The 22,752-nt window shown below is 41.0% G+C and carries 21 protein-coding genes; 16 read left to right on the top strand and 5 right to left on the bottom strand.

Annotated elements, in window-relative coordinates; all coding sequences use genetic code 11:
• Window positions 1–6: 6 nt before the first annotated feature.
• Genes pnp through dut form a run of 3 tightly spaced genes read left to right on the top strand, consistent with a single transcriptional unit; the run spans window position 7 to window position 3,864 of the window.
• Complete coding sequence (gene pnp, locus EHO65_RS02630; protein ID WP_135772651.1) at window positions 7–2,094, top strand: polyribonucleotide nucleotidyltransferase; 2,088 nt, start codon at window positions 7–9, stop codon at window positions 2,092–2,094.
• A gap of 41 nt (window positions 2,095–2,135) precedes the next feature.
• Complete coding sequence (locus tag EHO65_RS02635) at window positions 2,136–3,428, top strand: M16 family metallopeptidase (RefSeq protein WP_135772652.1); 1,293 nt, start codon at window positions 2,136–2,138, stop codon at window positions 3,426–3,428.
• Window position 3,429: 1 nt separating this feature from the next.
• Window positions 3,430–3,864 carry a dUTP diphosphatase gene (dut, locus tag EHO65_RS02640; RefSeq protein ID WP_135772653.1) on the top strand — a complete coding sequence of 145 codons (435 nt, stop codon included), beginning with the start codon at window positions 3,430–3,432 and terminating at the stop codon, window positions 3,862–3,864.
• A gap of 214 nt (window positions 3,865–4,078) precedes the next feature.
• Here the strand turns inward: dut and EHO65_RS02645 are convergent, their stop codons facing one another.
• Both EHO65_RS02645 and EHO65_RS02650 read right to left on the bottom strand, forming a co-directional pair.
• On the bottom strand, window positions 4,079–4,498 hold the full coding sequence (locus EHO65_RS02645; RefSeq protein ID WP_135772654.1) for a type II toxin-antitoxin system VapC family toxin: 420 nt from the start codon (window positions 4,496–4,498) through the stop codon (window positions 4,079–4,081).
• On the bottom strand, window positions 4,492–4,743 hold the full coding sequence (locus tag EHO65_RS02650; protein WP_244243417.1) for a type II toxin-antitoxin system Phd/YefM family antitoxin: 252 nt from the start codon (window positions 4,741–4,743) through the stop codon (window positions 4,492–4,494). The genes EHO65_RS02645 and EHO65_RS02650 overlap by 7 nt, the downstream gene beginning before the upstream one ends.
• A gap of 148 nt (window positions 4,744–4,891) precedes the next feature.
• Between EHO65_RS02650 and EHO65_RS02655 the strand changes: the two genes are divergently transcribed.
• From EHO65_RS02655 to EHO65_RS02715, 13 genes are all read left to right on the top strand, one after another.
• Window positions 4,892–7,756 carry a DNA translocase FtsK gene (locus EHO65_RS02655; RefSeq protein ID WP_135772655.1) on the top strand — a complete coding sequence of 955 codons (2,865 nt, stop codon included), beginning with the start codon at window positions 4,892–4,894 and terminating at the stop codon, window positions 7,754–7,756.
• A 102-nt stretch (window positions 7,757–7,858) separates the two neighbouring features.
• On the top strand, window positions 7,859–8,590 hold the full coding sequence (locus EHO65_RS02660) for a LolA family protein (RefSeq protein ID WP_135772656.1): 732 nt from the start codon (window positions 7,859–7,861) through the stop codon (window positions 8,588–8,590).
• Window positions 8,591–8,616: 26 nt separating this feature from the next.
• Window positions 8,617–9,744, top strand: coding sequence for a helix-turn-helix domain-containing protein (locus tag EHO65_RS02665; RefSeq protein WP_135772657.1), 1,128 nt, complete (start codon window positions 8,617–8,619; stop codon window positions 9,742–9,744).
• 8 nt (window positions 9,745–9,752) lie between these two features.
• Window positions 9,753–11,078: a 30S ribosomal protein S12 methylthiotransferase RimO gene (rimO, locus tag EHO65_RS02670; protein ID WP_135772658.1), complete on the top strand. Its 1,326-nt coding sequence runs from the start codon at window positions 9,753–9,755 to the stop codon at window positions 11,076–11,078.
• On the top strand, window positions 11,075–11,809 hold the full coding sequence (gene pgsA, locus EHO65_RS02675; protein WP_135772659.1) for a CDP-diacylglycerol--glycerol-3-phosphate 3-phosphatidyltransferase: 735 nt from the start codon (window positions 11,075–11,077) through the stop codon (window positions 11,807–11,809). The genes rimO and pgsA overlap by 4 nt, the downstream gene beginning before the upstream one ends.
• Window positions 11,799–12,809, top strand: a complete 1,011-nt coding sequence (gene trpD / locus EHO65_RS02680) for an anthranilate phosphoribosyltransferase (protein WP_135772660.1) — start codon at window positions 11,799–11,801, stop codon at window positions 12,807–12,809. Before pgsA ends, trpD begins: the two co-directional genes overlap by 11 nt.
• A 54-nt stretch (window positions 12,810–12,863) precedes the next feature.
• The gene (gene yajC, locus EHO65_RS02685) at window positions 12,864–13,199 is read left to right on the top strand and encodes a preprotein translocase subunit YajC (protein WP_135772661.1); all 336 of its coding nucleotides are present in this window, start codon (window positions 12,864–12,866) and stop codon (window positions 13,197–13,199) included.
• 40 nt (window positions 13,200–13,239) lie between these two features.
• Window positions 13,240–13,950, top strand: a complete 711-nt coding sequence (locus EHO65_RS02690; protein ID WP_135772662.1) for an SRP-less Sec system protein — start codon at window positions 13,240–13,242, stop codon at window positions 13,948–13,950.
• A 10-nt stretch (window positions 13,951–13,960) separates the two neighbouring features.
• Window positions 13,961–15,901 carry a protein translocase subunit SecD gene (secD, locus tag EHO65_RS02695; RefSeq protein WP_135772663.1) on the top strand — a complete coding sequence of 647 codons (1,941 nt, stop codon included), beginning with the start codon at window positions 13,961–13,963 and terminating at the stop codon, window positions 15,899–15,901.
• Window positions 15,894–16,832: a protein translocase subunit SecF gene (gene secF, locus EHO65_RS02700; RefSeq protein WP_135772664.1), complete on the top strand. Its 939-nt coding sequence runs from the start codon at window positions 15,894–15,896 to the stop codon at window positions 16,830–16,832. Before secD ends, secF begins: the two co-directional genes overlap by 8 nt.
• Complete coding sequence (locus EHO65_RS02705; RefSeq protein WP_135772665.1) at window positions 16,829–18,106, top strand: bifunctional diaminohydroxyphosphoribosylaminopyrimidine deaminase/5-amino-6-(5-phosphoribosylamino)uracil reductase RibD; 1,278 nt, start codon at window positions 16,829–16,831, stop codon at window positions 18,104–18,106. The genes secF and EHO65_RS02705 overlap by 4 nt, the downstream gene beginning before the upstream one ends.
• Window positions 18,091–18,699, top strand: a complete 609-nt coding sequence (locus tag EHO65_RS02710) for a riboflavin synthase (protein WP_135772666.1) — start codon at window positions 18,091–18,093, stop codon at window positions 18,697–18,699. The genes EHO65_RS02705 and EHO65_RS02710 overlap by 16 nt, the downstream gene beginning before the upstream one ends.
• Before the next feature lie 223 nt (window positions 18,700–18,922).
• The gene (locus tag EHO65_RS02715; RefSeq protein WP_135772667.1) at window positions 18,923–20,128 is read left to right on the top strand and encodes a bifunctional 3,4-dihydroxy-2-butanone-4-phosphate synthase/GTP cyclohydrolase II; all 1,206 of its coding nucleotides are present in this window, start codon (window positions 18,923–18,925) and stop codon (window positions 20,126–20,128) included.
• Here EHO65_RS02715 and pdxH read toward each other — a convergent pair.
• From pdxH to EHO65_RS02730, 3 genes are read right to left on the bottom strand one after another with little or no spacing between them, the layout of a single operon-like run.
• The gene (gene pdxH, locus EHO65_RS02720) at window positions 20,125–20,766 is read right to left on the bottom strand and encodes a pyridoxamine 5'-phosphate oxidase (protein WP_135772668.1); all 642 of its coding nucleotides are present in this window, start codon (window positions 20,764–20,766) and stop codon (window positions 20,125–20,127) included. The genes EHO65_RS02715 and pdxH overlap by 4 nt on opposite strands.
• Window positions 20,767–20,771: 5 nt before the next feature.
• The gene (locus EHO65_RS02725; RefSeq protein WP_135772669.1) at window positions 20,772–21,617 is read right to left on the bottom strand and encodes a prepilin peptidase; all 846 of its coding nucleotides are present in this window, start codon (window positions 21,615–21,617) and stop codon (window positions 20,772–20,774) included.
• A 9-nt stretch (window positions 21,618–21,626) separates the two neighbouring features.
• Window positions 21,627–22,742: a pyridoxal phosphate-dependent aminotransferase gene (locus tag EHO65_RS02730; RefSeq protein WP_135772670.1), complete on the bottom strand. Its 1,116-nt coding sequence runs from the start codon at window positions 22,740–22,742 to the stop codon at window positions 21,627–21,629.
• Between the last annotated feature and the right edge of the window lie 10 nt (window positions 22,743–22,752).

A 22,752-nucleotide genomic window follows, 5' to 3' on the forward strand; every position in this document is an offset into this window, starting at 1 on the left:
TCTCTCATGGCTAAAACTATTAATGGCCAATTTGGCCGTGATTCAATCACTCTCGAAACGGGAGATTGGGCGAAGCAAGCCCACGGGTCCGTAGTATATAAAACCGGAAATCTAGTTTTATTAGCAACTGTTTGTGCCGCAGACGAACCTAAAGAAGGCCAAGACTTCTTCCCGCTTACTTGCGAATATTCTGAAAAAGTTTATTCAGTAGGTAGATTCCCAGGTGGATATTTCAAAAGAGAAGCAAAACCTTATGAGCATGAGGTTCTAAACTCCAGGATCATCGACAGACCGATCCGTCCACTTTTCCCGGAAGGATATTTCTGCGAAGTTCAATTGCAGGTAACTGTTCTTTCTGCGGATAACGAAATTTCTACAGCTGGTCACGCGTTGAATGCTGCTTCTGCTGCATTAACAATCTCTAATATTCCTTTCAATGGTCCGATTGCCGGAGCAAGAGTAGGAAGAATTAACGGGGAACTTGTAATCAATCCTGGCAACAAGGAACTCCAGAATTCTGATCTGGATCTGGTAGTTGCAGGAACTAAAACCCATATCGTAATGATTGAGGGAGAGGCAAAAGAATTATCCAACGCAGAAATGTTGGAAGCATTAAAGTTTGCTCACGCTCATATCGCTAAATTTGTAGAACTTCAAGAGAGCTGGGCGAAAGAACTCGCTGTAGTTAAAAAAGAAGTTAAACTCAAAGTAAAAGACGAAACTCTTTTAGGCGAAGTTCGCAAATATGCATTCGATAAGATCTCTTCTGCAAATAAAACTGCTGATAAGGCTTCTCGTAATAAAGAAATCTCTAATGCAAATAAAGAAGTGGTAGAACACTTCAAAGAAACCGTAACTGAATCCGAAAAGATCAAGGACATTAAAAACTTCTTACATGAACTCGAGTATGAGATCGTAAGAGAGCAGGTATTAAAAGAAGGAGTTCGTTTCGACGGAAGAAAGTTGGACGAGATCCGTAATATCAGCGTAGAGATGAGTCCTCTTCCTGGAGTTCACGGTTCTGCAGTATTTACTAGAGGACAAACCCAATCTTTGGGAACAGTGACTCTTGGAACTGCATCCGACAACCAACGTTATGAAACATTGGAAGGTCAGAAAGAAAAGAACTTCATGCTTCATTATAACTTCCCTGCATTCTCAGTAGGGGAAGTAAGAAGATCTTCCGGACCGGGTCGTAGAGAGATCGGTCACGGAAACTTGGCAGAAAGAGCTCTTAAATTAGTTCTTCCTAAACCTGATGATTTTCCTTATGTGATCAGAGTTGTATCCGAAATTTTAGAATCTAATGGATCTTCTTCCATGGCTTCCGTATGCTCCGGATCATTGGCTCTAATGGCAGCGGGAGTTCCGATCAAGTCCGCAGTTTCCGGAATTGCAATGGGATTATTCTCCGATGAGAGTGGAAGATTTGCAGTATTATCCGATATCGCAGGATTAGAAGATCATTTTGGTGATATGGACTGCAAGATAGCAGGAACCAGAAAAGGGATCACTGCATTCCAAATGGACTTAAAAGTAACAGGTGTTGCGTTTAACGTTCTAGAAGCGGTATTTGCCCAGGCTGAAAAAGCTCGTTTCCATATCTTGGATGTGATGGAAAAATCCATCTCCAAAGCTGCGGATTCAGTTTCTCGCACAGCGCCTAAAATTATCGTAAAATATATACCTAAAGATCGTATCGGGGAACTGATCGGTCCAGGTGGTAAAAACATCCGCGGGATCATTGAAGCTTCCGGAGCGGATATCAATATAGACGACGATGGAAAAGTGACTATCGCTGGAGCCAACCAAGAGCAGGCAGAAAAAGCTGCAGGCATGGTAGAAGGTTTCTTCGCGGAAGTTGAAGTAGGAAAAATTTACGAAGGCAAAGTGAAACGTATTACCGATTTCGGTGCCTTTGTGGAGATCCTGCCAGGTAAAGAAGGGCTTTGCCATATTTCCAAATTGGATTCCAAACGTGTGAATTCAGTGAAAGACGTAGTGAAAGAAGGTGAGATCATCCGTGTCCGCGTATTGAACGTGGATAAAACAGGAAAGATCGATCTTTCCAGAAGAGACGCTCTCGAAGTTTAACAAATTGACAGACCGGCGAAATTCTTTCGCCGGGTAGTACATTGGTTTTTCTAGAAGAAAAAAATCATAAAATCACATTAGGGAACGGACTTGTAGTCTTGTTCCAAAGAGCTCCTTATTCAGTAAGCGTGTCTATGGGAGTGTATGTAAAAGTGGGATCCAGATCCGAAACTTTGGAAACCGCAGGTTACTGTCATTTTCTAGAGCATATGCTTTTCAAAGACACAGAAAAGCGTACTGCAAAACAACAAGCGGAAGACTGGGAAAGAGTAGGAGCTTATTCCAACGCAGCCACTTCCAGAGAATACACTTACTTTCATGCAACTCTAGCTTCCAGAGATCTAGAGCTCGGATTGGAATTACTTTCAGAGATGATGTTCCAGCCTTTGTTTAGGGACCAAGATATCCGTACGGAAGCGGAAGTAGTCTTGGAAGAGATGAAGGGTTACGAAGATTCTCCAGAAGATGCTATCCACGATTTTTATTATAATAATCTATTTCGCGAAAATTCATTAGGAAGAGATATCATCGGAACGGAAACCTCTATCCGTGGGGTGACTCCATCCAGCCTTCGAAATTTTTACGAGACCTATTATCATCCGGAGAATATGATACTTTCTCTTTCCGGAAATTACGAACCGGAGTTCGTATTCGATCTGGTCTCCAAATACTTCTCTCATTCAGTTAAAAAAGGAAAAGAAGGAACATTCGAAACTCCTAAAAAAGAATTCGGATATTTCCGCAAAGGGAATAAGGAAACGGAACAGGCCTATTTTATTTTAGGTGGAGAAGGTTTTCCTCGAAATTTCCACGATGCTACAAGGCTTTCACTTCTCACACATGTTTTAGGCGGGGGAATGTCTTCTCGGTTATTCCAGAAAGTGCGGGAAGAAAAAGGGCTTTGTTATCATATTACAAGTTATCCTTCTTCTTATCGTGATGTAGGGATCAATTCGATTGTATGTTCCACTTCTAAAGAAAGGTTTGCCGAAAGTCTGGAACTAATTTTAGAAGAAGTTAAACTTTTTGTAGATAAGGGAGTAACTTCCCAAGAATTGAAAGACGCTAAGACAAACCATGAAGGAAGTCTTTCCATAGGTTACGAGCATACTGAAAGTAGAATGAATAATATCGCTTTCCAAGAATTATATTATGGAAGATACAATTCTTTAGAAAACAGGATCAAAGAGATCCATTCAGTAACTGAAGAAGAGATCAACGAGACAGTCCGAAAAATATTCGCACTTCCAGAGTTACATCTTTCCGTTTTGGCAAAATTAAAACCGAAAGAAGAACAAAAAATAAAATCTATTTTCGGATCCTATTCGTACTAATATGAAAATCCCAGTTAAAAAGTTAAAAGAAAAAGCTATTCTTCCGGAGATCAAAACTTCCGGTTCTGCAGGTTATGATATTGCTGCTTGTTTGGATTCCACTCTCACATTGCCTGTTGGAGAAGTGGTTTTAGTTCCTACAGGACTTTCATTTGCAATTCCGGAAGGATTTCATTTCGAGATCAGACCTCGTTCCGGATTTTCTACTAAGTTTAAGATCTTAATTCCAAATACTCCAGGCACAATCGACTCCGATTATAGAGGGGAATTGATGGTTCCTCTGCTCAATCTGGGAAAAGAGCCATATCTTCTTGAAGACAAAACTAGGATCGCACAATTATTGATCCGCCGTACCTGGCATACCGACTGGGAACTTGTGACTGAACTTCCTGAATCCGAAAGGGGCGCAGGGGGCTTTGGTAGCACCGGTTTCTGATTTCGAGCTAATTTTTCGCACAGAGATCACGGAGTTGGCAGGGGAAGGGTTTTTGGATCTGTTAATTAAGGCCCTTCATCTCTTAGCGCCTTAGCGTGAGTCCGAATCTATTTTAATTTTATTTCACGCGAAGCCGCAAAGAAAAGAAGATCCCGAATTTATTTTTCAAAAACTCCGGGCCTTAGAGGCTCTGCGCGAAAAACTTCTGTGTCTCTCATTTAAAAACTTCTATCTTTAGTTTTTTAGCTATTGCAGAAACCTTTTCGTCTAGAGTCGCTATACCTGCTCCTTTTCGGATACAAAGCTCCAGATAAGAAGCATCATAAGAAGAAAGTTCGTAGTTTAATGCTAATTCTTGGATATGTCGAAATACTTCGAATGATAGATTGATATCGAATTCAATCGCAAGCGACTCAAAAATAGAAACAATCTGTTTACCTTGAGAATCGTTGATTCTTTTTCTTCTTTTGGAAACTAATAATACGTTATTGAACTCATACCACCAAAGACTGGGAACCACTGCACGAACAGTCTTGCCGATCGATTGTAAGAATTGATCGGCTTTGGGAGACTTTTCGTCCGGTAGAAAACTTGCAGCTGCTAAGGAACAATCTAAGACCCAGAGTTTTACCATTTGCGGCCTTCGTTGATAAATTCCTTAATATTTACCTTCGAAGAAATGCTGGTTCTGATCTTTTTTAAAATGTTAAGTCCTTCTTTGGGATCGAATTCGATCTCTTCCGAAAAGGGGATTAATTTTGCGACTGGTTTGCCTCTATGAGTGATCACAAAAACCTCTCCTGCTTGGACTTTTTTGAGTAATTCCGATAAATGGGTCTTCGCCTGGAAGGCGGAAACCGATTCCATGTTTACGTTCATAGTAAATACTAGTCTATTAACTGGTTGATTTAAGTTTTCAATCAAAAAACCGAAAGAAGGCCGGAAAACTGATTCCACGACGGATAGGGCTTTTTTTCAGTATTTTGTCTCTTTTCGGATTCCAGATTTCTGCCGATGCTTACGGAGTATGGATAGAAGGGACCAAATAGTCGGACAAAATATAGCGATTTGGGAAAAGGGGCGTGCGGCATTGCCGTATCTTCTTCTTTTCACCGGGATTTTTCTGACCCTTTCTCTGGGTTCCTTTACAATTGCGGAAAATGGAGTGGAGGCGAACCTTTTTGGTAGGTTAGGCCATTATCTTTCCTGGGGATTTTTGTACTTATTTGGGAACGCTTCTTTTGTTCCCGGCATCATGCTCATTCTTACCGGCGGGATACTTCTTGCGAAACCCGCTCAGGATGTTACTAACAAACTTCTTACCATTCCATTATTCCTACTTGCGGTCGCAGTGAGTCTGAATGTTTTCGGAAATGTTTCTACAGTTCCATTTGCATCTAACGGTGGAGTCCTCGGCCAAGCGTTAGCTGTGGCTTTGGAATATCTTCTTGGTTCTACCGGAAGACTTCTCATCCATTTTGTGGTCTATTTTTACGGCATACTTGTTTATTTGAATGAATCTCCGGTCCATTTTTTAGGAAGGCTTCTTGCACAAAGCGGTCGGGACTGGAAGGAGCAATGGCTTTCCGGATATATGAATGGAAGAACCAAAAAAGAAGAAGAGATCCCAAATTACGAACCTGCATTTCCTAAAACCAAATCATCTGACTGGTCCAAGGGTCTTACAGGTATGATGAATTCAATTCCTTCTTGGAAAGAAACAAACACTGAAGTTTCGGAAGAGAATGTGCCTCCTTGGTTTCGCAGAGAAGTTTCGGTGCCTTCTTCAGAAAGACAAAATCCAGTGAAAACTCCTACGAATTTAGAATCTTATATCCAAAAAGCAAAAGGAAACTCCAAGGTTTCTGACCTAAAAGAATCTAACGTACAATATAGAAACTCCGGTCTTCTTCAGGGATTTTTTGAAGACGATAGGAAGATTTTCCAATTCCAGACTGCTTCTTCTCGTCTTGTGGAGAAGGTATACGGAATTCAGGAAAGAAAAGAAGAAGTCCCTGCTGTTTCTTCCAAAAAAGCATGGGAGATCTTGGATCTTAGAAGCGAAACTTCTACGTTTACTTCTTTTGCAAAAGAAGAAGTTTTGGATACAACTCCTGAAGTGGAAGAGTTAAAAGAAGAGATCCAACCGATTCTTTCTAATAAAGAAATTATAGAAGAAGTTTCTTCGGAAGAGGAAAACTTACAAGAAGAAGGCGATGAGCTGGAAGAATGGACCGAAGAGGAAGATTCTTTAGAAGAGCTGGAAGATTCGGAAGAAGAATACGAGGAAGAAGCGGAAGATTCAGATGAGTTGGAAGAAATGGAAGAAGTCGAGGAACCTAAGGCGGTTATTACGCCTGAGGTGGCGATTCCAAGTACGTTACCTTCTCCTGTTGTAAATCCTACTCCGGTTGTTGAGAAAAAACCGAAACAATCCGAACTTCCTTTTGCGCCGGTTTCCATGGTGCCGGTATTCCGTTCAAAACGTTCCGTGTATCATATTCCTCTGAATCGTTTGAAAAGTAATCCTACGAAAGTTCAAGATGCACTTTTTAAAGTAGAATCTGAAAAGGTTGCGTTCGAGATCGAGAACGCTCTGAAAGTTTACGGTTACGAAGCTAAGGTAGTAGGCTGGGAAAGAGGTCCTATCATCACTCGTTATGAACTCACTCCTCCTCCTGGAGTGAAACTGGGAAGGATCACTTCTTTGACCGACGAGCTTAGGATGTATCTTGCAGTTAAGAATATTCGTATTGTCGCTCCTATTCCGGGTAAATCCACGATCGGCATCGAGGTGCCTAATAAACATAGAGAGGATGTTTTCTTAGGAGATATATTACGTTCTTCTTTAGCGCCTAAACCTAAGAAAGATCTGAATATTGTGATCGGTAAGGATATTTCCGGTAAGCTTGTATCTATCGATCTGAATAAACTTCCTCACTTGCTTGTGGCAGGAACTACAGGTTCCGGTAAATCTGTTTGTTTGAATGCGATGATCGCTTCTCTTGTTCTGAATCTTTCTCCGGAAGAAGTTCGTTTTATCATGATAGACCCTAAGATGGTGGAACTTACTCTGTTCGAAGATATTCCTCATCTTCTTATGCCTGTGATCAAGGATGCTCGTAAGGCAACCAAATCCCTTTCTTGGGTGATCCAAGAGATGGAAGCACGTTATGAAGCCGTATCCCAATTGAAATGTAGGGACTTCCGTTCTTATAATGAGAAGGTTGAAGAACATTATCACAAAGAAGGTTATAATAAAATGCCTTATCTTGTGGTGTTCATCGACGAGCTTGCCGACCTTATGATGGTTTCTGGAAAAGATTTGGAAGATGCGATCACTCGTATCAGCCAGAAGTCCAGAGCGGTTGGGATCCACTTGGTGATGGCGACCCAAAGACCTTCTGTGGATGTGATCACTGGTCTTATCAAAGCGAACTGTCCTGCAAGGATTGCATTCCATGTGGCACAAAAAACTGACTCCAAGATCATCCTGGATATGAATGGCGCTGAATCTCTTCTCGGAAAAGGAGATATGTTGTACAAGTCTCCTACTTCTGCGGACCTGGCAAGGATCCAGGCTCCATTTATCTCTGAGGAAGAAATTGAGAAGATCGTGGATGAGGCCAAAAAATACGGAGCTCCTACCTACGTAGAATTCGATCTGGAAGAAGAAACCGAATCCGAATCTGCGGAAGAGATGGATGAGGAGCTATTCGATAAGGCCTGGGAAATCGTAAGAACGGATCGAAAGGCAAGTGCGAGCTACTTGCAAAGACGTTTGAAAATCGGCTATAACAGGGCGGCTCGGATCATGGAATTAATGGAAGAAAGGGGATACGTTTCTCCTATCCTGGGATCTAAGGGACGGGAAATTTTAAGGTCCGCATAAAAATTCGACCCGGTCTAGGAATTTCCAGGCCGGGAAAAGAAACCAAGTGACAGGGGGGCGGATACTCGCCATCCTGGAAAAAAATCCCTGCATTACCTGAGAATGAAAGATACCAGAAGCAATCGTTCTATATTTATCGCCTTATGTCTGGCCGTTCTATTCGGCAGCTTCTCCCTAGGCGCTCAGTCATCCGCAAAACACCATTGGAATTCACCTTCTGAGGTGGTTAAAAAAGTCAGAAAAACTTTTTCGGACCTAAAAGCTTATAAGGCTGATTTTGTGATCCAAACGGAAGCCAACAAAAAAGTGGTCACTAAAAAAGGTGTCTGCTATTATAAGAAGGGTGGAAAGATCAAATATGAATTTTCAGATCCTTCCGGAGACGAGATCGTTTCCGACGGCAAAACTCTTTGGATCTTCATCAAAAGATTGAATGCCGCAGGAAAGCAGGATCTTACATTAAATAAATCTAATAAATCCGGTCCTATTTTTTCTCCACTGACGGAGGAAGGTCTTTCAAGGATTTTCAGAAAGTATCATTATAAATTCGAATCCATAGAACAACCTCAGATCTCTCCTAAGGACAATCGTCAATATTTCGTATTGGCTTTGGAACAAAGAGAGAAGATCGGCGGTTACGAAACTATGACCCTCTATGTCGATGCACAAACCTCCTTCATCAAAAAGGCAGTTGCAAGTGATGGAAGAGGTAAAACTACAACTGTGGAATTTTTCGGATTAGATCCAAATGCGGATATCGAGGATGGAGTATTTAATTTCCGTCCGGACGGTAATTCTAAAATCGTAAATAACCCCTTGGTGTCGGAAGAATAAATCTTCCTAGAAAAAGGAGAGCGAAATTGAATCAGAAACGAGTAGGGCAAATCCTTAGAGAGGCTAGGGAAGAAAAAAAGCTCACTGTAAAGGACGTATCTAAGGATACGAATATTTCCGTTAAATACATTCTCGCATTGGAGACTGAGGACTATGCTCAGTTTCCTGGAGAAACATTTACCATAGGATTTTTAAAAAACTACGGTAGTTACTTAAAGTTAGACACGGGAATGCTGATCAATTTATACAGAGGTGAGAAGATAGAAGAGTCCCAGGCTCCTTTGGAAGAACTCACCAAGCCTACTTCTAATTTTTATTATGATCTAAACTTCGATAAGAACAAACTGATTACTGCTATCTCCGTTCTGATGGTAGCGATCGCTGCTGTTCTGCTCTATACCTTCATTGACGGAACTTCTTCTGATGGTGATGTTTCGGAAGAAAGTGGAAGAAGGTTGGAGATCCCTGAAAATATAGACTTCATTAATCGTTCCGTCCCGGAAACAAGACCTGAAAGTTTCATCTTAACTGCAAACCAAGGTGTTAGTTTTAGCGCTTCCAACCAACAATGTAAACTTTTCATTTCTACAGTTGAGCAAGGATCCGATACGAATACTGCTGTTCTTGCATTCAATGTGTATCCTGAACTGACTGTTTACAAATTCAGATTATCCGAAGGACAAGAAAAGGTCCTTAGCTATTCTATTCCTGAAATTTCCTCCTTACGCAGAAGTATCAGGATTGCGGCTCAAAGTGTTACCGGAAGTTCCGCAAAAGTTTTAGTTTCTTTAAGTGAAGAGGAAAAACAAGGCACTACTGTACAGCCTAATCCTCAAGGAGAGGATTCCACCAAAACTTTGGGTGATGTTCCGATCCAAGTAACATTATTTTTCTCTAAACCAAGCTATGCCGAGTTTATCATAGATGGTCAAATGGGATTTAGAGGTCTTGTACAAGGTGGAGAGAATAAAGCTCTGGAAGCGAAAGATCGTTTAGAGATCAAAGTAGGTGACGGTTCCGCGGTGGAGATGATCCAAAACGGAAAACCTAAAGTGGTCTTAGGACGCCCCGGAAAATTAGTGAAGAAAGTTTATATAAAAACACCAAACCCTTACGATAGCACACAGTTTATCATTAAGGAGTTGGGCGAGTAAGGCTTCGTTTGGATAAAAAGTTCTACATTACCACTCTTGGATGTCCCAAAAATACCGTGGACTCCATGAGCATGCACCATTCTCTTTTGGAAGAAGGTTTTCTTCCGGCTACAAAACCGGAAGAGTCCGATTTCCATCTGATCAATACCTGTACTTTTATTCGTTCAGCTACAGAAGAAACCATCCAAACTATACTCGGTGCGGCTCACGCTAAAAAGCAAGAAGGCCAGAAGTTGGTTGTTGTCGGTTGTTTCGCAGAAAGATATCCAAAAGATATCTCTGCAGAGATCCCTGAAGTGGATCTTGTTTTCGGAACGGGAAAATATTCCCAAGCAGGAAAGATCATTAAAGAAGCTTTCCGTAGAGACATCTCTTCTCCCGCAAAAACCGAATTCAACTCAGACATAGTAGAAAGAATGAAACTTTCTCCTGAGATCGAAAACTATTCCAAACCTTATGCTTACGTAAAAGTTTCAGATGGTTGTAATAGAGGTTGTGCATTCTGTATCATTCCTTCCCTACGCGGAAAGTTCGTGGATTCTCCTTTGGAAGAGATCATTCGAGATACTAAAAGAGCAATTTCTGCAGGTGCAAAAGAGATCTGTTTGGTTTCCCAAGATACAGTGTATTATGGAAAAGACTCTGACAAACTTTTGGATATGATCAAGGCTGTCTCGGATATTGAGAATCTTGAAATATTAAGACTTTTATATTTATATCCGGATAAGAAGACTGAAAAGATCCTCAGACTCATGGGAGAAATTCCTAAGATCGCTCCTTATCTAGAATCTCCTCTTCAACATGTTTCAGAAAGAGTATTGAAGAACATGAATAGAAGCGGGGGATATTCCCAATTCAAGGATCTATATTCACTCGCAAGAGAAGTAAGGCCGGATCTTGAAATCAGAACTTCATTCATTCTGGGTTTCCCTGGCGAAACAGGAGAAGATGTGGATGAGATCTTACGTTTTGTAGAAGAGACTCGTCCTGAAAAACTGAATTTATTCTCTTACTCTCCTCAAGAAGGAACTAAAGGTGCAGATTTGTCCCAAACAGTTTCAGATAAGGAGAAGGCGAAAAGGATTAACCTGATTAGAGATACTCATTTGAAAATCCTGCAAGAGATCCACGAATCCAGAATAGGTAAAACTTATACTGCGATCGTAGACGGATTAGAAGGTAATACTGCAATCGTCAGACGTTTGCAAGATGCTCCGGAAATAGACGAAGTGGTTTATGTAGAAGATCCTTCTTTGAAACCAGGAACAATCGGAAAAGTGAAAATTGAATCTTTTTACGAATACGACATGATGGGAACTTGGTTGGAATCTTGAATCCGAATATTAACTTACCCAACGCTCTTACCGTACTAAGAGTTGCCTCACTTCCTTTTTTTATCTGGTTTTTATACCAGAAGGAACAAGCGTATCATATTGCCGCTTTGGTCTTATTCTCTCTTGCATCTATCACTGATTTTATAGATGGTTATCTGGCAAGAAAATGGAAACAAGAGACCGAGTTCGGAAAATTTTTAGATCCACTCGCAGATAAGATCATTGTAGTAGGCTGTTTTACTACATTCATTTTCTTGCATGAGCAAATCGAACTTTGGATGGTAATACTTATCATCGGAAGAGATATGCTCATCACAACTTTGCGTTATCTCGCAATCCGTTTGGGAAAATCTATCCGAACCACCATGCTTGGAAAGGTAAAGACAGCCTTCCAGATGGGAGCTATTATTCTAATCTTGATCTTCTTTATATTAGTTTCTTCGAATAAAAGAATTCTGATTAACGAGGTCTACCAAAGTGGAAAACTTGCAGGTATGACCGTTTTTGGGATCGCTTCTGAAAACGCAGTTGCATTCGTTAAGGTTTGGCAGGAAAACGGTGCCCCCGGCTGGAACGAATTGGTATTTGGATTAGGTGGATTTGTTCCTTACTTCGGAATGTTATTGACCACTCTGATCACTGTACTTTCCGGAATACGCTATTTGATCTCGAACAGGGAAGTGATCCGTTACAGCTCTATACGGAGGGCATTCGGTAAAAATGGAAATTAGACAAGCTATCATTAAAGTTTTAGAAAAAAAGAATCTTACAGTTTCGGAAGCGGAAGCCTCTATCAACTCCGTAATGAGAGGAGAAGTATCTGAGATCCTACTTTCTTCTTTTTTGACCGCAATGAGAGCAAAGGGAGAAACAGTAGACGAACTATTGGGTTTCTGCTTGGCTCTTCGACGTAACGCGCTCAAACCTAAAACAGCTTTTCCTTTCGATATGTTGGATACCTGCGGGACCGGCGGAGACGGAAAAGGTACAGTAAACATCTCCACACTTTCTGCGATCGTACTTTCTTCTCTTGGTATCAAGGTTGCGAAACATGGAAACCGTTCCGTTTCTTCCCATACCGGTTCCAGCGATATCCTCGGAAGATTAGGATATAATACGGAAAAGACCCAAGAAGAAGTGGAATCCCATCTGCTTGATAATGGGTTTGCTTTCTTATTCGCTCCTATGTGGCATCCATCTATGAAGTTTGCGGGACCGGTTCGTAAAGAATTAGGATTTAGGACCTTATTCAATATGATCGGACCTTTGAGTAATCCATTCTCTCCTCAGTATCAGATCATCGGAGTGTACGAACCTGAATTGACTGAAACTTTTATACGGGTTTTACAAGGTTTGGGTTTGAGAAGGGCCCTAGTATGTCATTCTAGAGACGGCTTGGACGAATTCTCCATTTTTGAAAAAACGGATTATACTCTATTGGAAGATGGTGTCATCTCCAGAAGAGACTTCGATCCTAAAGATCTGGGTGTAAAAGATCTGAATCCTGCAGAAGTATTCACCAGTGGGCCGGACCAAGCAGAGTCCTTGGCTAGAAAGATCCTTGCAGGGGAGAAGATCGCGGGCACTCACGCAGTTGCCTTAAATGCGGGAGCCGGGCTTTTTACCTTGGGAAAAGCTCCTTCTATCCTAGATGGGTACAAAACCGCATTAGAACAGTTGGCTTCCGGAAAAACAGGCGCCTTCTTTCAAAATTTAATTACCAAGGGATAATAAAGGAAAATACTGGTCTCAAAAAGGACCAAAAAGGGAAACACAGGTTTCATCATGTTTAGCAATTTTCAGAATTTATTAATATTAGCCCAAGCGGAACCGGCAGGGCAGCAAGGTGGATTTAATACTCTATTATTCATCCCGATCCTATTTATCATTCTGTATTTTATCGTGATCCGTCCTCAGAGAAATGAGGAAAAGAAAAGAAAGACAATGATAGAAAGCCTTCAAAAAGGCGACGTGGTCATCACTTCTTCCGGGATCCATGGCAAGGTAGTAGAATTTAAGGACAATAACGAATCTGTGGTTTTGGCCATCGCTAAGGACACCAACGTTACCTTCAATTCTAGCACGATTTTAAGAAAGAAGGAAAAAGAGAAAGAGGCGTAATTCCGTCTTTCCGATAGTATCAGTATAACCGGTGCGACTCATGAATAAGATCCTATGCCTCCTTCTTTCCATCTCTTTGGCCCTTCCGATTTTCGGACAGGACGGAGAAGAAATCGATTTTTTGGATAAGGTTTCAGAACCAAAGAAGACAACCACTTCTTCCAAAAAGACACCTCTTGCAAAAGCTTCTAGAAAGAAAAAAGTAAAGAAAAATGCAGGCAAAAAGAAGAAGTTAGTCGAGTCCAAAGAGACCGAGCAAAAAGAATCCGAGCCTAAGAAAAAAGTAGATCCTGAAATCGCACCGGAGGATCCTACTCAAGGGAAAAATTCAGGCGATCCTAACGGGCCGAATGAAACTACTGAGAGAAATCTAAACAAAGAAGTTTCTAATCCGGAAGTATCGGCAGAGATCCAAAAGCCTTACTGGTTAAACGAAGAAACGAATTTAAGTCCGAGAAATCTACCGGGTTATGATGCTAGCGCTTCTTCTTTACCTAAAGAAGATATTTCTATTCGTGAGAAGTTAGGAGAGATCCTAAAACTCGGGGACGATAAGAAAAAAGAAGAAGAGAAAAGAAAGGCTGCGGAACAAAAAGAGCAGGGAGCCATTGCCGGATTTTTCTCTGAACATAAAAAGGCGATCATCATCATCGCAATCATACTTGCTTTTGCTTTATACCAATTCAGAGCCAAAGGCGCACGCGTCACTCGGCGTTCCCCTGTGACCATCAACAAAGTGAGAAGAGACTAGGAGTCCGAATTTGAAATCTGTCCAATGGATTTTTGTTCCAATATTGGTTGTAGCGTCTTCACTGACGCTTCTTTACCCAAACTTCGCCGAAAGGGAATTGGAACTTGCAGTAAGAAAAGAATTTAACCAATTACCGGAAGAGACCCGCAAAGACTTACTTTCCAATTTTGCGGAAAGATGGAAAACCGATTATAATCCGAAAGGCGACTGGCAGATTGAACCTGATCCTAGTGTTTTTCCTGAGCAGGATTATTATCTAGTCAAAGGAAGATTTATCACTTCCGCAAAGATCAACCAACTTTCTCAAGAAAACCAGGAACTGATCTTAGAACCTAAGAACAAACTTAGACCTACTTTGGTAGAAGAATATATCTTCGGAGGAAGACCTCTTGCGATCCGTTTAGGGTTGGACTTACAAGGTGGAATGAGAGTCGTTCTGAAAGGTGATTTCGACGATTATACTTCTAAATTAAAAGATTCTTATACGAAAGAGATCGAAGAACTTACTAAGAAAAAAGCAGATGTCGCTCTTTCCGAAAAAGAAAGAAAGGAAGCTCAGGACAAACTCAAAGAGATCGAAAGTTATTTCGAATTAACTCCTGGCAGAAAACTGGCAGAGTTGGAAAAAGCGAAGCTCATTATTGATAACCGTTTGACCAATCAAAACCTGACGGAGCCTCAGGTGCGTATCCAGAAGGACCAAGATTCTATTGAGGTTTCTTTACCGGGTGTTAGCAACTCTTCTCAGATCTTAGATATTATCCGTAACACTGAAACTGTGGAATACAGATTAAGAGAACCTTCTGATTCCAATGCGAACTCCAGAGGAATTTACCACGACGCAATTGAGTTGGAAGAAATGAAACTCATGAACCAAGGTAAGAGGGAAGAAACGGAGATCGTACGATTCCAGAATATCGTAAAACAGAAACTGGGAAAAGACGAACAGGATAAATTCCTGGAAGCGATGGAGAAGAAGTACAATATCCCTGAAAAATATAAATTGTACGTAAAATGGTCCAGAGCAAATAACCCTAAGGCATCTCTACTTCCTAGAGAATTCGTGGTTCTGGAAAGAGCTATTTCTCTAGACGGAAAGGACATGAGAAACGCTCGTGAGAGTTACGACCAAAATAGACTTACCTATTACGTTTCCTTCTCCTTAACTTCTCAAGGTGCGGAGAAATTTTTTGATATCACTTCCAAAAACGTGGGAAGACAACTTGCAATCGTTTGGGGAGACAAAGTTATTTCCGATCCGGTCATTCGTAGCCCTATTGCTGGCGGTAACGCTCAGATAGACGGAGAGTTCGGGCAAAAAGAAGCTACAGATCTCGCAAATGTGATCAGTGAGGGTGCACTTCCTATTCCATTGAACGTTTTAGAAATGAGATTTATCGGTCCTACTTTAGGGATCGAATCCATCGAAGTGGGATTAAAAGCGGTCCTTTTAGGATTTGCACTCGTGATCGTATTCATGTTGGTCATCTATAGATTGTCTGGCTTGGTTGCGGATATCGCACTTCTTGTGAATGTGATCGTGCTTATGGCACTTCTTTCCTTGATGGGATTTACTTTGACCTTACCCGGTTTTGCCGGGATCATCCTAACAGTCGGTATGGCGGTGGATGCTAACGTAATTATTTACGAAAGGATCAAGGAAGAACTCGCAGCAGGAAAACATGTTTCTGCTGCTGTTGCCCAAGGTTTTGAGAATGCTTTCTGGACGATTATGGATAGTAACGTTACCACGTTGATCTCGGGTATCTTGATGATCAAACTTGGAAACGGACCAATCAAAGGATTTGCGATTACTCTTTGTTGGGGTATCATCACTTCCCTGTTTACCTCCTTGTTCTTGAGCAGAATGATCATGGATCTATTGGTAAACAAATTCGGAGTTCGTAAACTTCGTATCGGATTCAAAAAACTGGAGTCCAAAAATGTTTGATTTTATAAAATATAAATACGTATCCATTTCTTTCTCTCTTATACTGATCGCGATCGGTTTTGGAGTTACATTCGGGAAATACGGTGGGTTTGCTACTTCTTTGGATTTTGACGGAGGTTTAAGAGCCGTAGTCGAATTCCCTAAGAATGTAGAACGTAAAAATTTGGAGGAGTATTTCTCCTCTAAAAATTTGGAAGCTGTTTTGGTCCTAATGGATAAGGATAAAAACGATTACCAAATCGATATAGGCCTCGGTTCTGTAGATCAGATCAAAGAATTATATCTGCAAAAAAAAGGAAAAGATAGTATCGAAGCTAAACAAGCTTCTGCGATTGATGCTCTGATCGGACTTTTACAAGAAGACTTTAAATTAGAAAAAAAGAAAATTCTCTCTGCGAACCAAGTAGGTTCAGTAGTGGGAGCTGAGTTAACTTCTACAGGGATCTCTCTTTTAAGTTTAACTCTTTTCTTTATCATGATATATTTGAGCTTCCGATTCCAATTCAAGTTCGCATTAGGTGCGATCTTAGCGCTCATTCATGACTTAGTTATCACAATCGCGTTTATCGGATTTTTCCAAATTAAACCGAGTGTTCCTATCATTGCGGCTCTTTTGACATTACTCGGATATTCCATCAACGATACGATCGTGGTATTCGACAGGATCCGTGAAAATGCGGGTAATTTGAGAGACGCTTTTTCCCAAATTATCAATATTTCCATCAATCAAACTCTTGCCAGAACGTTCAATACTTCAGTAGCAACTTTGATTTCCGTGGTTGCGATCATCATCGGTGGAGCAGTGGAGTTGTACGACTTCGCTTATGTTCTTACCTTCGGGATTATCCTTGGAACATTCTCCTCAGTATTCATTGCTGCACCTCTCGTAGACATCTACGATACTCTGAGTAAGAGGTGGAAACGCTCTTGAGTTCCTCCCTCCCGGATACTATTCGGGAGGAATTGACTCGCTATTCCTTTGTCTCCACCGGATATTCTAGTCCGAATCCTCCGGTGGCCTGCGTTTTAGAAGACGCAAACACCGGTGAAATTTTAACCTCCGCTTCCACACAAAAGTCCGGAAAAAATCACGCAGAAAGAGAAGCATATCGTTTGCTTCGAGAAAAGTTCCCAACCGGAAAACTTCCCGACCATAACGCGTATGTAACCTTAGAGCCTTGTTCTCATTATGGCAAAACTCCTCCTTGTATTGATCTATTTTTAAAAGAAAGACCGGTTCGTTTGGAATATGGGTGGAAGGACCCGAATCCTTTAGTTTCTGCTCATTCCGGTTTAAGTAAGCTCGCTGAGACAGGAGTCCAAGTTTTTGAAAATCCTGAGTTAGCCGAAATCTCTTCTCGGTTTCTGTTTGGATTTAAGTCCAGGATAGAAAAAAGAAGACCTGCTTTTTTACTCAAAACTTCCCTCAGTAAAGAAGGTTATTTCAGCTCGGGAGAAGGTCTCAGAGAGAAAATATCTTCTTCCGAGTCTGACGTATTTCTTTCTATGTTACGAGCCAAAGTGGATGCGATCTTAGTTGGGCCGAATACAGTGCGAGTTGATGATCCAGGCTTAGATTTTAGAGTACCTTCTTCTTTGCCAAAAATCAATCCGCGAATTTTACTCGGATCTGAGGGTACAAACGTTAATCCTAGTAGGAGTTCCTACAAAGGATTTTCTGGACTTGTATCTGCGGTTTTGGAATATTCTTCCGATCAGGAATTGTTTCGGATCCATAAAGAGAAAGAGAAGGATTACCAGCCACTTAGAGTTTTTTTCTTACCTGATCAAAATTCTATCAGCAAAAACTTTCTGGAAAAACAAAATCAGATCAATGATAGGATTGGAATGAAGAATGCTGCCTTCTTCTTAGATGAGAAAAAATCTTACGATCCAAGTTTCCTAAGTATATTAGAAAACCTTTCTAAATTCTCACTGGAGAAGGTTTCTTTCTCCGATATCTCCAGAATTTTAGGAGTTTTACATTCTTGGGAGATCAACACCGCACTCGTAGAAGGTGGAAATCTACTATACAAACTATTTTCTCCAATACTTTCCGAAGATGATTCGATCTTACAGGTCAGATCGAATACCGTTTCTTTTTCAAAAGGGATCTTGCCTGAATGGAAGGGAAAATTTTCCATGGAATGGAAGGCAGAACTTGGTTCTGATCTTTGGGAGCTGGGAAGATGTTTACAGGACTGATAGAGACTACAGGAAAAATTGAATCCGTCCAAGACACGGGAGACGGTAAAATTTTCAAAGTAACCACCGTTTGGAAAGATCCCGATCTAAAAAACGGGGATTCTATTTCGGTCAACGGTGCTTGCCATACAGTGACTTCTTTCCAAGAGAACGGAAACAAATTCGAATTTTATTCTTCTTACAAAACTTTAGAGCTTACCAATTTCGGAAGTTTCCAAGTCGGAACAAAGATCAATTTAGAAAGATCGGTCCAACCTCATACTAGAATGGGCGGCCATTTTGTGACAGGCCATGTGGATCTAACAGGTACCATTCTAGTTTCCGAAGAAAAAGATTCAGGGAAAGTGAGAAGGTTCGTAATTTCACATGATCCTTCTTTTACCAAATATTTTGCGGTCCGGGGTAGTGTAACTGTGGACGGAATTTCGCTAACGATAGTGGATTCCAAACCTGGCGAATTTGAATTAGTTTTGATCCCGGAAACTCTTATTGTCACCAATGCCTCCGAAGCATGGAAGGTCGGGGCCAAGGTGAACTTGGAAGTGGACCTAATCGCGAGATATTTAGAGCAACTGGGTAAATATAATAGCTAAGGGTTTTCGCACGGAGAACACGGAGTTCACGGAGAGATTGTATATAGGAACTCCAATATATCGGAACTTATCCCCCTCAGTGTTCTCTGTGACCTCTGTGCGAAATTTCTTTTTATTCCCCAAGCGGTATCCTTGGTTCGAATTACCAACTATCAGTCTCACTTTTCCGAGTTGGCTAGGATTTATCATGGAAAAAAAACAGTCCAAGAAATGAGGTGGAATCATGATCGGCTCCATTGAACAGGCAATCGAAGATATAAAAGCGGGGAAGATGATCATTCTCGTGGATTCCGAAGACCGGGAAAACGAGGGGGATCTTGTTTGTGCCGCCCAATTCACCGATAAAGAAAAGGTGAATTTTATGGCCACCTACGGAAGGGGCCTAATTTGTTTTCCTATGGAGGGAGACAGACTCAGACAACTCGGTCTGAACAGAATGGTGGACGACCTGAGTTTGGGCGACAAACATGGGACGGCTTTTACGGTTTCCGTAGACGCAAAAAACGGAACGACTACCGGGATTTCTGCTCAAGACAGAGCGACTACAATCCAAGTACTGATAGATCCTAAAACCACTCCAGGCGATCTGATGAAACCTGGTCATTTATTTCCACTACAAGCGGTTTCAGGCGGAGTTCTCAGAAGAGCGGGTCATACGGAAGCATCTGTAGATCTTTCTAAACTAGCAGGGCTTTATCCAGCTTCCGTAATCTGTGAGATCATGAATGATGATGGAACAATGTCCCGTCTTCCTGATCTGGAAAAATTTGCAGAGAAACACGGGCTTAATATTTACACCATCGAAGATCTGATCCGTTATAGAAGGAAAAAAGAAAATCTTATCCATTTGGAAGTAGAGACAACTCTTCCTACTGAATATGGAGATTTTTCCGTCAGAGCTTATTCTACTATTATAGATGATAAAGTCCATGTCGCATTAGTAAAAGGTAAAATTGATAAGAATGAACCTATAATGGTCCGCGTACATTCCGAGTGTTTTACCGGGGATATTTTCGGAAGCGGCCGTTGCGATTGTGGACCTCAGCTCCATTCTGCACTTTCTATGATCGCTCAAGAAGGGAAGGGAATTCTTCTCTATATGAGACAAGAAGGTAGAGGGATAGGCCTCATCAATAAACTCAAGGCTTATAATATGCAGGACCAAGGTATGGATACTGTAGAAGCTAATGAGAAGTTGGGATTTGCTCCTGACCTTCGCGAATACGGAGTGGGTGCTCAGATCCTAAAAGATATAGGTGTAGGTAAGATGAAACTACTTACGAATAACCCTCGTAAGATCGTAGGTTTGGAAGGTTACGGTCTGGAAGTTACGGATCGAATTCCTATAGAGATCAAACCTACAGGGAATAACCACCACTATCTATTCACTAAAAAAATGAGAATGGGGCATTTACTCGGACTGAACTAAGGTTGTAGTCTGGTTTTTGCCCAAGAGCCGCTTTCTTTTCGGAATAAGATCCGATCATGTAAGCGGCTTCTTCGTCCCTGCCAAAATTCTATTTCAAAAGCTTCTAGTATGTATCCTCCCCAGTTTTCCGGTAGAGGAACAGTTTTGCCTTCGTACTTTAATTTCAGTTCTTCATAATGTTTGTCTAAAATAGATCGATCAGCGACAGGATCACTTTGAGAAGAAGCAAGCGCACCTATTTGACTTGCGAACGGTCTGGAATGAAAATATTCTTCCGAATTTTCTCTGGAGACTTTGGAGATCTTTCCTCTGATACGGACCTGTCTTTCTAATTCTGCCCAGAAAAATACTAAGCAAGCATTCGGGTTCGATTCTAATTCTTTTCCCTTAGCGCTCGTATAATTTGTATAAAATTGGAATCCTTCTTTTTCGATTCCTTTTAGTAAGACGATCCTTGCGTCCGGCATTCCATCTTTCCGAACAGTTGCCAAAGTCATCGCAGTTGGTTCTCTAACTTCTGAATGAACCGCTTGATCGAACCAAATTTTGAAAAAATCAATGGGAGAATCTCCGATATCTTTTTCGTCCAGAGAAGTTTTGCTGTATTCGTTACGGATATCGGAGATCTTATTTTCCATATTTCTTATAGAATGAGATCCGCCCAGTTCGGAAGTAAACCTGAATTTGAGAGCATTCTAGCTATAAATGTCAATGCCAGCCCGATCGAAAAATACACTCCCATCGGGATAGGGACTTGTCTGAGACTTTCTCCCTTTTTTCTTTTCAGGATAGTGATGATGATCGCGATCCCATAAGAAGAATTTAGGAAAAAGATCCACCAAGGATGTAAGCTCAAGAATGCAAATGCGGGAGCGAATATTGCATCTGCAAATCCCATACTTGTTGGAAATATAAAATAAACTAAGAAAAATACTGCGGAGAAGGAGACGTACACGATCAATTCCGCTTTGCCAGGAACAGAATCGAATAATAGATAATTTGCCAAGGCTCCAAACAGAAGAATGAATGGCAAATTTTCGTAATCTAAGGAAAACTTTTTGAAGTCAGTGCTTGCTGCTACTAATAAATGTCCGCACAAGGCAACGAATGCAAAACTACCTAATAATTTTCCGGTAAGAAGAAAGGAGACTACAAACAATAATCCGAATACTGCCTCACATAAAGAGTATAGAGGATTGATTGGAGCCTTGCAGTTACTACATTCCTTTTTAGAGATCCAATATCCGAATACAGGAATGATCGCTGCACCTTTAATTTGTGTTCCGCAAGATTCGCAGGCAGAAGGTTCTATTAAGATTTTTTTAAGTCTAAAAAGTTTGGAACCGATCTTTCTTTCTTTTCCATAATAGAATCTGAGGATCCTATAAGCTAGGGTAGAATAAAAACTTCCCATAGAAAAGGAGACTAAAACGCCTCCAATCCATATAAAGAAGAGTAAACTCGGAAATTCGGAATATAGCTCCGCCAAAATTTTCTCTTAAGACGCCAGTTCTTTTAGTGCTGTTATGCCTCGTTTCAGATTCTCCCATTCGGAAGCGAAACTGATACGGATATATTCTTTGGAATCTACGAATATATAACCAGGCACTAAGATCAGACCTTTTTCTTTTACAGCTTTTACGATGAAGTCATCGTCCTTCTCCTTAATTTTTAAGAAGAAGTAGAATGCGCCACCGCTCTTTTTTAGCTGATAATGATCCTTTAGATTTTCGTAAACAAAATCCCTTTTTTCCTTATAGTCATCAATATAAGGTTGCATATCCGTTTTAAGAGCTTCTATTCCCATCCATTGGGTCACAGAAGGCGCACAAACCAAAGTGTATTGTTGCAAGGTTGTTAATGTTTTTATAATAGGAGCGGGTGCAACTATGGATGCTAATCTAAGCCCGGTCATACTATAGGTTTTTGAAAACCCGGAAAGAGTAATTGCTCTTTCATAAAAAGATCCCACGGAGAGAAAAGATTTATCGTAATCGAATTTCTCGTAGATCTCGTCGGAGATCAAATAAGCTCCCGTTTTTTCCGCGAGCTCTGCAAGAGCAGTGAGTTGTTTTTTAGTTAAAACAGTTCCTGTAGGATTGGAAGGAGTAGAGAAGATAATGATCTTCAACTTCTTATCTTTGAATGTATTCAGATCTTCGGGCTGGAAATCTTCGGAAACCGTATGCATTTTCCCGCCGTAAATTTTTATATAAGCTGGATACATCAAGAAATGAGGAGTTACTACAAGGCACTCATCTCCTTCATTCAAAAGAGAATTGAAAAGTAATAAAAACGCGGAGCTGATACCTGAAGTAACTAAAAGACGCTCCGGACTTGCATAATCGATCCCGTTTTCTTGTTTGTATTTTTGGGAGAGAGCTTCTTTCAGTTCCGGAATTCCTGCTGTTAAGGTATAAGCAGTTTTTCCGTCGCGAAGAGCTTTGACTCCAGCTTCTACAATATTAGGAGGACAAGGAAAATGAGGTTGTCCAATGGAAAGATTGATCGGGTCTTTTAATGTCCCGGCAAGTTCGAATGCTTTTCGGATGGCTGAGGAATCCAAACCTTGGATTCTTTGCGCTAGTACATAATCAAGGGTACTCTGGCTCATATAAATACGC

Origin of the sequence: Leptospira andrefontaineae (assembly GCF_004770105.1) — a bacterium.
GTDB lineage: Bacteria > Spirochaetota > Leptospiria > Leptospirales > Leptospiraceae > Leptospira_B > Leptospira_B andrefontaineae.

Bases quoted from the DNA above. Each gene is read 5' to 3' on its own strand.
- pnp (WP_135772651.1), top strand. From the start codon at position 7: ATGGCTAAAACTATTAATGGCCAATTTGGCCGTGATTCAATCACTCTC.
- dut (WP_135772653.1), top strand. From the start codon at position 3,430: ATGAAAATCCCAGTTAAAAAGTTAAAAGAAAAAGCTATTCTTCCGGAG.
- EHO65_RS02645 (WP_135772654.1), bottom strand. From the start codon at position 4,498: ATGGTAAAACTCTGGGTCTTAGATTGTTCCTTAGCAGCTGCAAGTTTT.
- EHO65_RS02650 (WP_244243417.1), bottom strand. From the start codon at position 4,743: ATGAACGTAAACATGGAATCGGTTTCCGCCTTCCAGGCGAAGACCCAT.
- EHO65_RS02655 (WP_135772655.1), top strand. From the start codon at position 4,892: ATGGATAGAAGGGACCAAATAGTCGGACAAAATATAGCGATTTGGGAA.
- EHO65_RS02660 (WP_135772656.1), top strand. From the start codon at position 7,859: ATGAAAGATACCAGAAGCAATCGTTCTATATTTATCGCCTTATGTCTG.
- trpD (WP_135772660.1), top strand. From the start codon at position 11,799: ATGGAAATTAGACAAGCTATCATTAAAGTTTTAGAAAAAAAGAATCTT.
- yajC (WP_135772661.1), top strand. From the start codon at position 12,864: ATGTTTAGCAATTTTCAGAATTTATTAATATTAGCCCAAGCGGAACCG.
- EHO65_RS02690 (WP_135772662.1), top strand. From the start codon at position 13,240: ATGAATAAGATCCTATGCCTCCTTCTTTCCATCTCTTTGGCCCTTCCG.
- secF (WP_135772664.1), top strand. From the start codon at position 15,894: ATGTTTGATTTTATAAAATATAAATACGTATCCATTTCTTTCTCTCTT.
- EHO65_RS02710 (WP_135772666.1), top strand. From the start codon at position 18,091: ATGTTTACAGGACTGATAGAGACTACAGGAAAAATTGAATCCGTCCAA.
- EHO65_RS02715 (WP_135772667.1), top strand. From the start codon at position 18,923: ATGATCGGCTCCATTGAACAGGCAATCGAAGATATAAAAGCGGGGAAG.
- pdxH (WP_135772668.1), bottom strand. From the start codon at position 20,766: ATGGAAAATAAGATCTCCGATATCCGTAACGAATACAGCAAAACTTCT.
- EHO65_RS02730 (WP_135772670.1), bottom strand. From the start codon at position 22,742: ATGAGCCAGAGTACCCTTGATTATGTACTAGCGCAAAGAATCCAAGGT.